This window comes from Micromonospora sp. NPDC047620, assembly GCF_043205005.1.
In the GTDB taxonomy this organism is placed as follows: Bacteria; Actinomycetota; Actinomycetes; order Mycobacteriales; family Micromonosporaceae; genus Micromonospora.
Genome location: NZ_JBIDDG010000004.1, coordinates 1 through 14,486 on the forward strand (window position 1 = coordinate 1; position 14,486 = coordinate 14,486).

At 73.2% G+C, this 14,486-nt stretch carries 10 protein-coding genes; 5 read left to right on the top strand and 5 right to left on the bottom strand.

The window, feature by feature from the left end; genetic code table 11:
- Positions 1-213: 213 nt before the first annotated feature.
- Together ACGF5C_RS05620 and ACGF5C_RS05625 are read left to right on the top strand one after the other, a co-directional pair.
- Positions 214-1,200 (top strand): 4-hydroxy-3-methylbut-2-enyl diphosphate reductase, encoded by a 987-nt coding sequence (locus ACGF5C_RS05620; RefSeq protein ID WP_393297005.1) that lies wholly within the window; start codon positions 214-216, stop codon positions 1,198-1,200.
- Between the two features lie 44 nt (positions 1,201-1,244).
- Positions 1,245-1,688: a hypothetical protein gene (locus tag ACGF5C_RS05625; RefSeq protein WP_393297007.1), complete on the top strand. Its 444-nt coding sequence runs from the start codon at positions 1,245-1,247 to the stop codon at positions 1,686-1,688.
- Between the two features lie 601 nt (positions 1,689-2,289).
- Here ACGF5C_RS05625 and ACGF5C_RS05630 read toward each other — a convergent pair.
- Entirely contained in the window at positions 2,290-5,559 is a 3,270-nt protein-coding gene (locus ACGF5C_RS05630) for a S8 family serine peptidase (RefSeq protein WP_393297009.1), read from the bottom strand.
- Positions 5,560-5,721: 162 nt separating this feature from the next.
- Positions 5,722-6,894, bottom strand: coding sequence for a DNA recombination protein RmuC (locus tag ACGF5C_RS05635; protein WP_393297011.1), 1,173 nt, complete (start codon positions 6,892-6,894; stop codon positions 5,722-5,724).
- A gap of 53 nt (positions 6,895-6,947) precedes the next feature.
- On the opposite strand from ACGF5C_RS05635, the gene ACGF5C_RS05640 reads away from it, so the two are divergent.
- Complete coding sequence (locus ACGF5C_RS05640) at positions 6,948-7,715, top strand: hypothetical protein (protein WP_393297013.1); 768 nt, start codon at positions 6,948-6,950, stop codon at positions 7,713-7,715.
- A gap of 76 nt (positions 7,716-7,791) precedes the next feature.
- Here ACGF5C_RS05640 and ppc read toward each other — a convergent pair whose 3' ends face one another.
- Positions 7,792-10,578 carry a phosphoenolpyruvate carboxylase gene (ppc, locus tag ACGF5C_RS05645; protein ID WP_393297015.1) on the bottom strand — a complete coding sequence of 929 codons (2,787 nt, stop codon included), beginning with the start codon at positions 10,576-10,578 and terminating at the stop codon, positions 7,792-7,794.
- A gap of 104 nt (positions 10,579-10,682) precedes the next feature.
- Positions 10,683-11,702: a hypothetical protein gene (locus ACGF5C_RS05650; RefSeq protein ID WP_393297017.1), complete on the bottom strand. Its 1,020-nt coding sequence runs from the start codon at positions 11,700-11,702 to the stop codon at positions 10,683-10,685.
- 83 nt (positions 11,703-11,785) lie between these two features.
- Between ACGF5C_RS05650 and ACGF5C_RS05655 the strand changes: the two genes are divergently transcribed.
- Together ACGF5C_RS05655 and ACGF5C_RS05660 are read left to right on the top strand one after the other, a co-directional pair.
- Positions 11,786-12,826 (top strand): S66 peptidase family protein, encoded by a 1,041-nt coding sequence (locus ACGF5C_RS05655; RefSeq protein WP_393297019.1) that lies wholly within the window; start codon positions 11,786-11,788, stop codon positions 12,824-12,826.
- Entirely contained in the window at positions 12,826-13,401 is a 576-nt protein-coding gene (locus ACGF5C_RS05660) for a hypothetical protein (protein ID WP_393297021.1), read from the top strand. Before ACGF5C_RS05655 ends, ACGF5C_RS05660 begins: the two co-directional genes overlap by 1 nt.
- A 27-nt stretch (positions 13,402-13,428) precedes the next feature.
- On the opposite strand, the gene ACGF5C_RS05665 is transcribed toward ACGF5C_RS05660, so the two are convergent.
- Entirely contained in the window at positions 13,429-14,370 is a 942-nt protein-coding gene (locus ACGF5C_RS05665) for a cyclase family protein (RefSeq protein WP_393297023.1), read from the bottom strand.
- Between the last annotated feature and the right edge of the window lie 116 nt (positions 14,371-14,486).

Genomic DNA, 14,486 nt, shown 5'->3' on the forward strand with positions numbered 1-14,486 from the left:
ACACCTGACGATGCCCAAACGTCAACACACCCGGCGCGGCCACCAACACCCCCCAGCACAACCAAGATCAGTTGCACTGAACCCTAGAAACCGCCGGCGTGTCGTGGGCAATAACCTCATGATCAACGAGGTGGGTCGGGTGCGGGCGCGGGCTGCCCCTGTGGCGGCGGTCGCAGTCGATGTCGCCGTCCGAGCGGCACGTACGATGGGCGGGTGACTCAGGCTGAAGCGACGTCCCGGACCGGCAAGCGCGTGCTCCTGGCCAAGCCCCGCGGTTACTGCGCGGGGGTGGACCGCGCGGTGCAGACCGTGGAGGAGGCGCTCAAGCTCTACGGCGCCCCGATCTACGTACGCAAGCAGATCGTGCACAACAAGCACGTCGTGCAGACCCTGGAGGCCATGGGCGCGATCTTCGTCGAGGAGAACGAGGAGGTGCCGGAGGGCGCCACCGTCATCTTCTCCGCGCACGGGGTGGCGCCGGAGGTCTACGAGCAGGCCCGCACGCGCTCGCTCAAGGCGATCGACGCGACCTGCCCGCTGGTCACCAAGGTGCACCAGGAGGCGAAGCGGTTCGCCGCCGAGGACTACGACATCCTGCTGATCGGCCACGAGGGGCACGAGGAGGTCATCGGCACCTCCGGCGAGGCCCCGGAGCACATCCAGCTCGTGGACGGCCCGGAGGACGCCGACAAGATCACCGTCCGCGACCCGAACAAGGTCGTCTGGCTCTCCCAGACCACCCTCTCGGTCGACGAGACGCTGGAGACGGTGGCCCGGCTCAAGAAGCGGCTGCCGATGCTCCAGTCGCCCCCCAGCGACGACATCTGCTACGCCACCTCCAACCGTCAGCACGTGGTCAAGGAGATCGCGCCCGAGTGCGACGTGGTGATCGTCGTCGGCTCGCGCAACTCCTCCAACTCCGTACGCCTCGTCGAGGTCGCCCTGGACGCCGGCGCGCGGGCCGGTCACCTCGTCGACTTCGCGCACGAGATCGACGACGCCTGGCTGGAGGGGGCGCGCACGGTCGGGCTGACCTCGGGCGCCAGCGTTCCGGACGAGCTGGTGCAGGAGGTGCTCGCCCACCTCGCCGCACACGGGTTCACCGACGTGGACGAGGTGGTGACGGCCAACGAGCGGCTGACCTTCTCGCTGCCGCAGGAGCTCAAGCGGGACATGAAGGCCGCCGCGGCTCGCGGCTGACCCGGCAGGGAACGGCGCCGGGCTTCGCTGCGTCCGATACGGGTATGAGGACCTTTCGGCTCGCCGTCTCCGCGCTGGCCGTCTGCGTGGCGCTGAGCGCCTGCGGCGGTCAGGACGGTGGCGGCGGCATTCCCACCCCCAGCCCGACGGGAGCCCCAGTGACCACGCCGTCCAGCCCGGATCCGACCATTCCCGGCGCGCCGCCGACCAGCGACGACGCGAGCGGTCCCGTCCTGCCCCCGCCCACGAAGCGCCCGGGCCAGCCGACCTCGTCGCCGCCTGCGGGCGGCACCACGCTGACCGGGACGGTCACCCCCGGGGTCGAGCCCAACTGCCTGCTGCTCGGCAACTACCTGCTGATCGGCGGCCCGCGCGACGTGCTGAAGCCCGGCGCGAAGGTGACCGTCACCGGTCGGGTCCAGCCCGACCTGCTCACCACCTGCCAGCAGGGCACGCCCTTCCAGGTCGACACCGCCCGCCGCGGCTGAGCCGCCACCCGCGCGCACGCGGCGGGCCGGGTCCTCATCGCGGCGGGCGTCGTCGCGGGCGGGCAGCGGTGCCGCCGGGATTGCCGGCGGGCTTCGGCACGGGCGGGGTTGCCGGCGGGCTTGGCGTGGGCCGGGTTGCTGGCGGGCTTGGCGTGGGCCGGTCGTCGGCGGGCTCGGCGTGGGCCGGGTTGCCGGCGGGCTTGGCGTGGGCCGGTCGTCGGCGGGCTCGGCGTGGGGTGCCGGTGGTCGGCCACCTGCGCAGACCTGTGCCGCCGCGTGCCCTGTCGGGCTGCCCCACGGACAGGGGCAGGGCCGGCGGTGTCCGGCCCGTCGGTCCGCCGCCTCGAACCGTCTCATGGACGGGGCAGCTCGACAGCGTGGCGTGGACAATGCCCCGACGCCCGACGCCCGACGCCCGACGCCCGACGCCCGACGCCCGACGCCCGACGCCCGACGCCCGACGCCCGACCGCCCGACGCCCGACCGCCCGACGCACTTCCGCCTGCACGCCTGCCGACGCCGATTGGCCGTGGTCGGAGCCACGAACGGGCGGAGCCCGCCCCGGGTGGGGGCGGGCTCCGGTGTTTCGGTGCGGGACGGGTCAGCTCACGGTGCCGATGGAGACGGCGCCGCGGCCGACGACCGCGCCCTCGGTGGTCACCACGGACAGCTCACCGAAGAGCGCCCGGCCGGCGGCCGGGGTCGCCTGGGCGGTCACCGCACCGGTCAGGGTGGCGGTGGCGCCGTTGGCGAGGGTGAGCGGGGTGGCCGACGCCGAGAGGTTGCCCAGCGCCGCGGCGGAGAACGAGTCACGGTAGTCGTAGGCGGTGCTGCCACCGGCCCCGTCGACCGCGTAGCCGTCGACGACCACCCGGTAGGTGCCCGCCACGGGGTTGTTGATGGTCACGGCCTCCTCCGAGTCACCGTCGGCGGCCCGACCGACCTCCGTGGCGCCACGGAAGACGAAGAGGTCGAGGTCGGCCGCGGCGCTGGCCGGGTTGCCGATCCGGGCGGTGAAGCGGGTCGCCCCCGCCGGCACCTCCACGATGAACTCCTGCGTCGTGCCCTCGGCGATGGTCGGCCGCTCGGCGTGCACGCTGGACAGCGGCCCGCCCTGGCCGGCCACCGCGACCGGGCCGAAGGTGTTGGCCAGCGACCAGGTCACCGGGGTCGCCGCACCGGCGTCGACCGACGGCAGCTCGATCACGGCCGGCTCGACCGCGACACCCTGCACCCGGGCCGTGAGCTGGTACGGGTTGTTCAGCGACGGCGAGGTCCGGCGGGACTCCACCTCGATCTCCCAGACCCCGGCGATCGGGTTCTGGTAGTCGCGCTCCTGCGGCTTGCAGGCGTTGGCGTCGGAGAAGTTGGTGTAGCAGGCGAGGCTGGAGGTGCTCTCCACCGGGACGCCGTACGGGTTGAACGCGATGAAGCGCGTCTGCGAGCCGGTGGCGATGCCGGACAGGTTCACCTGGAGGGCACCGGTGCCCGGCGGCACCGTCACGAAGTACGAGGTGAAGCCGTTCCGGTCGACCGAGCCCTCGGCCGAGAAGGAGTAGTCGGGCTTCTGCACGTCGTTCGAGGCCACGACGACGGTGGAGACCTCGAAGTCGATGACCGAGGTGCGCGGGTCGTCGATCGTCATGATCGCGCCGTGCGCGCCGGAGGTGGCGGGCTTGGCGGTGACCGTGACGGTGACGGTCTCGTTCAGCGGGAGCGAGACGGTCTTCGGCGCCTTGAAGGTGCCGTCGTTGCCGCGCAGGCCCACCACGTGCTTCACGGTGCCGGCCGGCCCGCTGGTACGGGTGATTGCGACCTGGTAGGTCTTCGACTGGCCGACCCGGTGCCCGCCGTCGGCCGAGCCGCAACGGTTGTAGACGCCGGTGCCCCGGTTCGGGGTGCCGAGCTGCCCGGAGAGCACGGTGCAGACCGGGGCGTCGGAGGTGTAGGAGCGGGTCTCCACGCCCTTGCGCAGCAGCTTCCACGCGCCCGCCACGTCGAACATGCCGTAGCCCTGGGCGTACGTCGGGACGTTCTTGATCGGTTTGGCCGACGAGTAGACGGCCCGGCGCAGCGCGGCCGGGGTGACGCCCTTGTCGGTCGCCTTGGCGGCCGACAGCAGCAGAGCGGCGGCGCCGGCGGCCTGCGGGGAGGCCATCGAGGTGCCGTTCAGCATCGCGTAGCCCGGGGGCAGCGGGTAGCCGGCCTCGGGGACCGGGTTGCCGAGCTGCCAGGTCGGCGCGGTGGAGATGGCGGAGCCGGGCGCGGTGATGCTCGGCTTGACGCCGCCGTCCTCGCGCGGGCCACGGGAGGAGAAGTTGAACAGCGCGTTCTTCTGCTCCACCACCGAGCCGTAGTTGGCCAGCCAGGTGTCCTTGCTGATGCTCGCCGCGACGCTGACCACGTTGGCGGCCACCGAGGGGTCGCCGATGGTGTTCAGGCCCGGGCCGGAGTTGCCGGCCGAGATGAACATCTGCACGGCGTAGGTGGTGATCAGGTTGTTGTAGAGCTCGGCGCGGGCGTTGTTGCCGTCGTTCAGCGCCGGCAGGCCGCCGATCGACATGTTGATCACGTCGACCTTGCGGTTGATCACCAGGTCTGCCATGCCGGTGGTGAGGGCGGCGTACGTGCAGCCGCCACCCCACGAGCAGGCGCGGGCGGAGACGAGCTTGGCGCCGGGCGCGGCACCGTCGAAGGCGCCGTTGCCGAGCATGTCGTTGGCGGCGGTGATGCCGGCGACGTGGGTGCCGTGGGTGCTCTCGACGATGCCGATGTTGACGTAGTCGACCAGGCCGGGGCCGCCGACGGGAGCGGTGTCCACGTCCTCGCGGTACTCCACGACGAACGGCATCCGCTCGGCGACGGGGGTCGCCGGGTTGTCGGTGCCGAAGTGGCCGATGTCGAACTTCTCCTTGTACGGCCGCATCAGGGCGTCGTCGGTGAAGTCGTTGTTCTGGTTGGTGTCGACCCAGATGTTGTGGGTGGCCGGGTCGTAGAGGATGCCGAACGCGTCGGTCCGGTCCCCGTCGCGGTTGACGTCACCGGCCGGGTCGCTGTTCGTGGTCACCGACTCGGCGAACCGGTTGAACCGGTAGGTGCCCGCCGGGGCCTTCCAGGTCGCGCCGGCCGCGGTGAACGACGGGCCGGTCACCTCGGTGATCATGGCGCGCCAGGTGGCGTCCTCGAACGGGTCCGTCGCGGTGACCCAGTCGACGATCTTCCGCTCGCCGGTGGTGGTCTGCTGCAGCGCCGGGTGCCCGAGGTCCACACCGGAGTCCATGATGCCGATCGTGACGCCGCGGCCGTCCCACTCCGGGTGCTGCTGCACGAACGAGACCGCGCCGATCTCGTGCGTCGGCATGTACGGGTTGGCGGCCGGGGTGTCGGCGCCGGGGCCGGGCAGGGTCGCAGCCTGCTTCGCCGCCTTCTTGCCGGCGGGGGCCACCTCGGGCGTCGGGTCGGGAAGCTGGATGGTCTCGTCCAGGTCCACGGCGGAGACGCCGGGCAGCGTGGCCGCCTTCACCACCTTCGAGGTGGGGACCTTGGCCAGGACGTAGCCGATGCTGTCGTACCGCTCGGTGACCGCGGCGCCGAGCGCCTTGAGGCCGGCGGCGACGTCCTTCGCCTCGCCCTTCTCGGTGGCGACGATCAGCGTGACGGTCGGGGCCTTCTTCGCTTCCGCCTCGGCGAGCAGCTTGGCGTCGTGCGAGCCCAGGGCCTCGACGGGGGTGACCTGCGAGGTGTCGGGGGCGGCGGTGGGTGCGGTGCTCGCGTTCGCGGCTCCGCCCGCGCCGGTCACGGCGCTGGCCGCCACGACCGACGCGAAGAGCGCGGCGGAGGTACGCCGGCTCAGGTTTCGGGGTTTGCTCACGTTCTCTTTCCTCCAGAGAACAGGGCCCTCAGATGCAGGGCACGCGTGACCAAAATCCTTCGTGGTGTCGCAGGTCGGTGTCACTACCGGCGAGTTCGTTGTGACCACTTCGTGACGTGCGCGAATGCGCATTGTCATATCGAAGATGATAGGAAATGCCCGTCAGTCCAGTGTCGACCGACCGGTCGGCGCGTCGGCGGTGCCGAGCAGCTCCGGGGCCTGCGGCTGGCGGGGGGCCAGCTCGATCTGCGCCGGCGCGGCCAGCTCCTCGTCGGACACCCCCAGCTCGGCGAGCTTGCGGGCGCTGACCAGCACCCGAGCCTCCAGCGACCCCACCGCCCGGTTGTACGCGGTCACCGCCCCGCCCAGCGACGCGCCCAGCTTGCCGACGTGGTCGCCCAGCGTGGACAGCCGCCCGTACAGCTCGCGGGCCAGCGAGTGCACCGCCACCGCGTTGCGGGCCAGCGCCTCCTGCCGCCACGAGTAGGCGACGGTGCGCAGCAGCGCCACCAGGGTGGCCGGCGTCGCCAGCACCACGTTGCGGGCGAACGCGTGCTCCAGCAGCGTCGGGTCGCGCTGCAACGCGACGTCCAGGAACGGGTCGGCCGGCACGAAGAGCACCACGAACTCCGGCGTGCTGTCGAACGCGGCCCAGTAGGACTTGGCGGCCAGCGCGTCGACGTGTGCCCGCAGGTGCCGCGCGTGCGCGTCGAGGTGGGTGTCGCGGCCCCGCTCGTCGCGGGAATCCATCGCGGTCAGGTAGGCGTCGAAGGGCGCCTTGGCGTCCACCACCACCGACCGGCCCCCGTGCAGCCGGACCACCAGGTCGGGGCGGACCCCCTGGTGGTCGGTGGCGGCGGTGACCTGCTCGGAGAAGTCGCAGTGCTCCAGCATGCCGGCCGCCTCCACGATCCGGCGCAGCTGGTGCTCGCCCCAGCGGCCCCGCACCTGCGGCGCCCGCAGCGCCGCCACCAACTGCTTGGTCTCGGTGCGCAGCTCGCCGGAGACGGTGCTCATCGTGCGGACCTGTTCGCGCAGCTCGGCGTAGGCGTCGACCCGATCCCGCTCCAGCTCGGCCACCCGTTGCTCGTACCGGCGCAGCGTCTCGTGCAGCGGGGCCACCGCCCGGGCGACGGCCTCCTGGGACTGCGCGGTCGCCTCGTAGCTGAGCGCCCGCATGGACTGCTCCAGCCGGCCCTCGCCCTCGCGGGTGGCCCGCAGCGTGGCGTCCAGCCGGGCGATGTCGGTGGCCGAGCGGGCCCGGGCGGCATACCAGCCCACCGCGCCTCCGGCGGCGAGGCAGACGACCACCACGGCCAGCGTCGAGAAGTCCACCACCGGAGCTTGCCAGACGCGTACCGCTGGACCGTCCCGGGTACGTTCGTGCCATGGAAATTCTGCTGGTCGTGATCCTGGCGGCGCTGCTGGTGGGCGCGTTCGTCTGGTGGCGGCGGGAGCGCGCCGCCCGGGAGGCGCGGAGCCTGGCCGACGTGCGGGCTGACGCCCAGCGCTGGTACGAGCGCCTGGGCGGACAGGTGATGAACCTGCACGGCGACCACCCGGCGGTCCGCCAGGCGCTGGTCGACGCGGGCGAGCGCTACAACGCCGCCGGCAGCCAGCTAGAACAGGCCCAGACCGTCCAGCAGTACCGCCTGGCTCGGGAGACCGCGCTGGAGGGGCTGACGTACGCCCGGGCCGCCCGGGTGGCGCTCGGCATCGACCCCGGCCCCGAGCTGCCCCCGCTGGCCGCCGCGCAGGGCGCCGGCGAGCTGACCCGGGAGCGGCAGGTCGACGTGCAGGGGCAGACGTTCAAGGCGGGCCCGCAGCCGGGCCGGGACACGCCCTACTACTACCCGGGCGGGCGCTACCAGGGCCGGCCGGTGCCGGCGGGCTGGTACTCCACGCCGTGGTGGAAGACCGCGCTGGGCGCGGGGGCGGGCGTGGTCGGCGGCCTGTTGATCGCCGACGCGCTCTTCTCGCCGGCCTTCGCCGACCCGGGCTACGGCTATGCGGCCGGTTATGAGGAGGGCTTCGGTGACGGCGCCGACCACGCCGACCACGGCGGCGACTTCGGCGGCGGCGATTTCGGCGGTGGCGGCGACTTCGGTGGCGGTGACTTCGGCGGTGGTGACTTCGGTGGCGGTGGCGACTTCTGAGCTCCCGCCGGTCGTTCGTGTTAGGAAGGGCCCCTTGCTATACAAAATCCGTTAACAAGGTGCCCTTCCTTGCGCCTCAGCCGGTGTTGCGCATGCCGGCGGCGATGCCGTTGACCGTGGTCAGCAGGGCACGCTCCAGCGCGGTGCCGTCGCTCGGGGCCCGTCGGCCGCCCGGCGCGGTCGCCAACGCCCGGCCCGCCGCCCCGGACTCCCGGTACTGGCGCAGCAGGGCGACCTGGAGGTGGTGCAGCGGCTCCAGGTAGGTGTCGCGGACGGCCAGGGTGCGCTGGAGCACCGGGGAGCTCTCCAACAGGGCGGGCGAGGCGGTCACCGCCAGCACCTCCTGCTTGGTCAGCTCGTACTCCTGCTCGATCTTGTGGAAGATCGGGTGCAGCTTCTTCGGCACCAGCGTCTCGACGTACCGGCGGGCGATGCTCAGGTCGGTCTTGGTGAGCATCATCTCCACGTTGGACAGGAACGTGCGGAAGAAGTGCCAGTTGCGGTGCATCTCGGCCAGCACGTCCTCCAGCCCCGCCGCCCGCGCCGCGGCCAGCCCGGAGCCGACCCCGAACCAGCCGGGCACGATCTGCCGGGTCTGGGTCCAGCCGAACACCCACGGGATGGCGCGCAGGCCGCCGAGCCCGGCCCCGGTGTTGGGTCGCTTCGCCGGACGGGAGCCGATGTTCAGCGCCCCGAGCAGCTCGGTCGGCGTGGACGCCCAGAAGTACGCGGGCAGGTCCGGGTCCTCGACCAGCGACCGGTACGACCGGAAGGCCGAGTCGGAGACCAGCTCCATCGTCGCGTCCCAGCGTTCCAGCATCTCGGCGGGCTGCCGGGGTGCGGTGTGCAGCAGCGTGGCCTGGAGCACCGCGGCCAGGGTCAGCTCCAGGTTCTCCCGGGCCAGCGACGGGAGCGAGTACTTGTCGGAGATGACCTCGCCCTGTTCGGTCACCTTGATCGCGCCGTCCAGCGTGCCGTACGGCTGGGCCAGGATCGCCTCGTGTGTCGGCCCGCCGCCGCGCCCGACCGTGCCGCCGCGGCCGTGGAAGAGGCGCAGGTGCACACCGTGCCGGGCGGCCACGTCGCGCAGCGCGCGCTGGGCCCGGTGGATGGACCACTGGCTGGTGGTGATGCCGGCCTCCTTGTTGGAGTCGGAGTAGCCCAGCATCACCTCCTGCACGTCGCCCCGCGCGGCGACCAGCGCCCGGTAGGCCGGCAGGGACAGCAGCTCGTCGAGCAGCTCACCGCCCGAGTTCAGCTCGCTCGGCGTCTCCAGCAGCGGCACGAACCCGATCCGGGACCGGCCGCTGTGCACGTCGACCAGGCCGGCCTCGCGGGCCAGCACCACCGCGGCGAGCACGTCGTCCACCCCGAGGGTCATCGAGATGATGTACGACTCGATGACCTCCGCGCCGAACCGGTCCTGCGCCTCGCGGATGGTGCCGAAGACGTCGAACGTCTTGCGCGTCGCCTCGGTCAGCGGCGTGTCTAGCGTGGACAGGGGCCGGCGGCCGGCCAGCTCGTCGGCGAGCAGTTTCGTCCGCTCGAGGCGGGTCAGCGAGGGGTAGTCGGAGACCTCGCCGACGGCCGCGTAGAGCTGGGCCAGCACCGCGTGGTGGGCCTCGGCGTGCTCCCGCACGTCCATGGTCGCCAGGTGCAGCCCGAACGCGGAGACCGTGCGGATGGTGGAGGCGAGCCGGCCCACGGCGGTGAGCTGGCCGGAGTTGCGGGCCAGCGAGGCGCGCAGCAGCTCCAGGTCGGCGATCAGCTCGGCCGAGCCGCGGTAGTCCCGGCCGGGCACGTGTGCGGTGCCCTGCCGCAGCCGCTGCCGGGTGTTGGCCAGCTTCGCCTTCACGCAGCGGGCCTTGAGCCGGTAGGGCTCCTCGGCGTTGACCCGGCGGAACCGGGGCGCCACCTCGGGCAGCGCGTCCAGGTCGGCGGCGAGGCTGGCGGAGAGGTCCAGCGACACCCCGCGCAACCGCCGGGACACCGACACCTCGTTGATCAGGTGGTCCATCGCCTTCTCGGTGGCCTCGATGCCGTGCTCGTGCTGGATGGTCAGCACCTCGCGGGTCACGGTCGGGGTGACGAACGGGTTGCCGTCGCGGTCGCCGCCGATCCAGGTGCCGAAGGTCAGCGGCCGGGCGGTCGGTGAGGTCTCCACGCCGAGGGTACGCAGCGTGTCGGCGAGGTCGTCGAGCACCTGCGGCGCCGCCTCGGCGTAGAGGTCGCGCAGGTAGTAGATGGCGTTGCGGGCCTCGTCGGTCGGGTCGGGCCGGTCCAGCCGCAGCTCGTCGGTCTGCCACATCAGGTCGAGCAGCTCGGCGAGGCGGCGGTTGGCCGGGCCCTCGTCGCTGGCGCCGTAGAGGATCGCGTTGGCGGTCTCGGTGTCCAGCTCGTCGGCGATCGCGCGGAGCTTGGACAGGATCGACCGGCGGGCCGCCTCGGTCGGGTGGGCGGTGAAGACCGGGCGTACCGCCAGCCGCCGGGCCGCCGCGGCGATCTCCTCGGCCGGCACCCCGCGCTCGGCGATCATATTGGCCGCCTGGTCCAGCCAACCGCCCTGGATGGCCCGGCGGCGGCGCAGGTCCCGGGCCCGGTGCACCTGCTCGGTGATGTTGGCCAGGTGGAAGTAGGTGGAGAAGGCGCGGGCCAGCTTGGTGCCGGTGGTGACGTCGAGGCCGGCGAGACGCTGGGCGGCGCTCGGGGCGTCGGAGCGGACCAGCGCGCGGATCTCCTCGACCAGGTCGAGCAGCGGCCGACCCTCCTGGCGGGCGAGGGTCTGCCCGAGCAGGGTGCCGAGGCGGCGGATGTCGGCTCGCAATGCGGCGTCGGGGCCGTCGTGGTCGTGCTGGTCGCTCACGGGGCGCTCCTTACGTGAGTACGAAGGACAGCGCTGTCCGATCCCCTGGATCGTATCCACGACGACCCCGTCGTCAGGAGGGGGTCCCGGTTTCGTCCCATTCCTCAGTCCGCTGGGGACGCGGGGCGCCCGGCCCGGCGGGGCGCCGCCCGCCGGCCCCGGACCAGGCTGGCGGTGAGCAGCCCGGCCGCGCCGAGGACGCACCACAGGGCGAGCCCGGTCACGGCCCAGCCGGTCGACCGGCGGTCGAAGTAGACGACGGACTTCAGCAGGTCGGTGGCCAGCCCCGGCACGTTCCACCGGTGCATGCCGCGCAGCCAGGTGGGGAGGAACTCGGGGGCGTAGATGCCGCCGGAACCCGGGTTGCCGAGCACCACCAGCAGCAGGATCACCAGCCCGGTGCCGAGCAGTCCCAGCCAGCCCTGCACGGCGGAGGCGACCATCGCCGCCGCGAACACCGCCAGCGCCCCGGTGGCGGCGACGCCCACCAGGTCGTGGTCCCAGACGTCGAGGACCGGGCCGACCACGACCGCGCCGAGGGCCCCGAGCGCCAGGCTGTACGCCGCGAGCGCGGCGATCCGCAGCCCGGCGCGGCGCGGTCCGCGCGGCGCGGTGCCGTTGCCGAGGCCGAGGACGGTGGAGGCGAGGTACCCGCCGAGGACGTACCCGACGGCCAGGTAGAACGGGACCAGCCCGCGGGGGTCCGTCCCGGCCACCGGCACCTTGTCGGTCACCCGCAGCGGGAGTTCGGCCTGCCGCGCGGCGGTGGAGAGCACCTGCACGACGACGTCGGCCGCGGCGGGCGCGGCGGCGCTGGCGGTGGTCAGGGCCAGCCCGCCCTCCGCCGTGGCGGCGAGCACCCCGTACACCTCGCGGGTGGTCAGGCCGTCGTCGGCGGCGCCCGGGTCGTCGTACTCGACGGGTTTGATCTTGTCGGTCTGGTTGCGCACGGCGTCGAGGAGGGCCTGCGCCTTCTGGTCGCCGCGCACCACCCCGACGGGCACGTCGCGCGGGGTCGGCTGGTGCAGCGCGCCGACGTAGGCGGCGATGAACGCGGTGGCGAGCGCGAGGGTGCCGAGCAGCAGCCCCATGGTCCGCAGCCGGTTGCGCGCCCCCTCGTCCACGCCGCCAGCCTAGGGCGGCTTTCGGGGCTTTCGTCGTGGTTATCCCGGCGGAAACCGTTCGACTGACTCGATAGCGTCCGATCATGACGTCGCCGAACTATCCCCCGAAACCCCGCCCCGGCGACCGGGTCGCGGTCGTCTCGCCCTCCGCCGGCCTGCCCGCGATCTTCCCCCACGTGTACGAGCTGGGGCTGCGCCGGCTGCGCGAGGAGTTCGGCCTGGAGCCGGTGGAGTACCCGACGACCCGGGTGATGGGCGCCGACCCGCGCGACCGGGCGCGGGACCTGACCGCCGCCTTCGCCGACCCGACGGTCACCGCCGTGCTCGCCACGATCGGCGGGGACGACCTGGTCACGGTCACCCCGCACCTGGACGACGCGGTGCTGCGGGCCAACCCGAAGCCGTACTTCGGGTACTCCGACAACACGAACGTGCTCAACCACCTGCACCGGCTGGGGATCGTGGCGTACCACGGCGGGTCGGTGCTGGTGCACCTCGGCCGCTCCGGCCGGCCGCACCCGCTGACGTTCGACTCGCTGCGCGCCGCCCTCTTCACCTCCGGCTGGTATGACCTGACGCCCGCCCCGGAGTGGGGCGACCAGCCCGGCGACTGGCAGGACCGGGCGTTGCTGGCGGTCGAGCCGGTGATGTTCCCGGGCACCGGCTGGACGTGGCAGGGGCCCCGGCGGGTGGTGGAGGGACGCACCTGGGGCGGCAACCTGGAGATCCTGCACTGGCTGCTCGCCGCCGACCGGGTCGCCCCGGTCGCCGAGCTGGCCGGCTTTGTCTTCCTGGTGGAGACCTCCGAGGAACTGCCCTCGGCCACCGAGGTTTACCGGATCCTGCGCAACTTCGGCGAGCGCGGGCTGCTGGCCACCTTCCCGGCGGCCCTGGTCGGGCGGGCCAAGGCGTGGGACTTCGGCCGGCCGCTGTCGCCGGCCGAGAAGGCGACCTACGCCGAGGAGCAGCGGGCGGCGGTGACCCGGGCGTTCGCTGAGTACGCCCCGGATGCGGTACTGGTCTTCGACGTCGATTTCGGCCACACCGACCCGCAGTTGATCGTCCCGTACGGCGGCGAGATCCGGGTGGACGCGGTCGAGCGGCGGATCTCGGTGCGGTACTGATGAGCGACTCGCGGGCGTACCCGATCCTGCGTACGCCGGACGTGGACCGGGCGCTGCACGCCGTCGGTCACCTGCTGAGCATCGCCGACCTGCGGAACACCGAGGTGGAGCTGTGGGCGCGTACCGGGCGGCACTCAGGCCTGCCGCGCTACCTCGATGCCTACGGCCACTGGCTGGGGGCTGCCGGGGATGACCGGATGTGGGTGGCCCCGGCCAGGGAGAAGGAGACCGGGCCGCAGGACCCGGCCGACCCGTTGGTCGACGTCGATGTGCGGGTGCACGGGCTCGGCCTGGTGGAGGGGCGACTGGCGGAGACCGTCGGGCCGGACCAGGCGTACGTGCAGTGGTTGCTCAACGGCTGGCCGGCGGTGCGTTGCCTCGACCTGGGGTGGCAGGTCAAACACGCGCACGTCCAGTTGGTCTTCAACGCCTCCGACGTCTGCGCGACCGAGCCGGCCGACGGGCATACGGTTTTCGTGCACGTCGGCGGTCGTGAGGGGGAGGCGGAGCGCGCCGAGTGGCTGGCCCGCCGGGCCGGGCTCACCGTGATCGGCCCCGGTCAGTACGGCTTCTGACGCCCGCTCGCGTGGGCCGGGCCGAGGTCAGGCGCCGAGGACGGCGAAGGCGCGGACGGGGAAGGTGCCCATCCCGGCGACCATCGGCGGGGCCGCCGTGAACCGGAAGCCCTCCGGGGGCAGCGCGTCGAGGCCGGTCAGGTGCTCCACGATCGGGACGCCGGCGGCCAGCAGCGTGCTGTGCGCCGGGCGCTCGCCGGCGGCGGCCGGGCTCATGTCGTCGATGTTGATCGAGTCGATGCCGACCAGGGCGGCGCCCGCCTCGACCAGGGCCCGGGCGCCGTCCCCGGTGAGGTGGGGGGCCTCCGGCGCGGCGTACCGGTCGGTGCCGAAGTGCGCGTCCCAGCCGGTGTGCAGCAGCACCGCCCGCCCGGCGACGTCGTACGGGGCCAGCATCAGCCGGTCGATCGCGCGGGTGCCGGCCGGCACCCGGACCACGGTGCCGGGCAGGTCGGCGAGGCGGTCCAGCGGCGTGCCGGCGAGGTCGGCGCCCTCGGCGAAGCGGTGCGCGGGAGTGTCCAGGTACGTGCCGGTGTTGGCGATCATGTCGATCCGCCCCACCTGGAACTCGGTGCCCGGTGCGTAGTTCGCCCGGGACGCCTCGCGGGTCAGCCACTCGCTGATCCGCGGGGCCGGCCAGCCCGGCAGGGTGGTCATCCCGTCGGTGACCACGTGGCTCAGCTCGACCAGCCGCCGCCCGTCCCCGCCGCCCGGGCCGGCTGCACTGGCCGGACCGTCCGGGCCGGTCAGGCCCCGGCCGCCCTTGTGCGGCTCCTGGACGACCGTCTTGTCGCTGATCCGCACCTCGGCCACCATCAGCAGCCCGAGGTGCCGGACGAACAGCGCCGCCAGCTCGTCGTCGCCGATCTCCCGGCCGGGGATGTCGAGCCGGAACCCGTCGGTCCGCAGCCCGCCGCCGTTGGCGAAGGTGACCTCCGCGTCGAACTGTGCCCGCCACTGCCCGCTCATGATCGAAGCCGACCACGCCGGCGCCGCCCCGGTCAAGATCCGGTCCCGATCGACGCTGCCCCGGTCCCGCCCGGTCCCGCCCGGCCGGGCCGGCCGGCCGGGATCCGGAGGTTCCG

What these genes read in the sequence shown, in the direction of transcription:
- ACGF5C_RS05625 (WP_393297007.1), top strand. Translation starts at nt 1,245, where the DNA reads ATGAGGACCTTTCGGCTCGCCGTCTCCGCGCTGGCCGTCTGCGTGGCG.
- ACGF5C_RS05640 (WP_393297013.1), top strand. Translation starts at nt 6,948, where the DNA reads ATGGAAATTCTGCTGGTCGTGATCCTGGCGGCGCTGCTGGTGGGCGCG.
- ACGF5C_RS05655 (WP_393297019.1), top strand. Translation starts at nt 11,786, where the DNA reads ATGACGTCGCCGAACTATCCCCCGAAACCCCGCCCCGGCGACCGGGTC.
- ACGF5C_RS05660 (WP_393297021.1), top strand. Translation starts at nt 12,826, where the DNA reads ATGAGCGACTCGCGGGCGTACCCGATCCTGCGTACGCCGGACGTGGAC.
- ACGF5C_RS05665 (WP_393297023.1), bottom strand. Translation starts at nt 14,370, where the DNA reads ATGAGCGGGCAGTGGCGGGCACAGTTCGACGCGGAGGTCACCTTCGCC.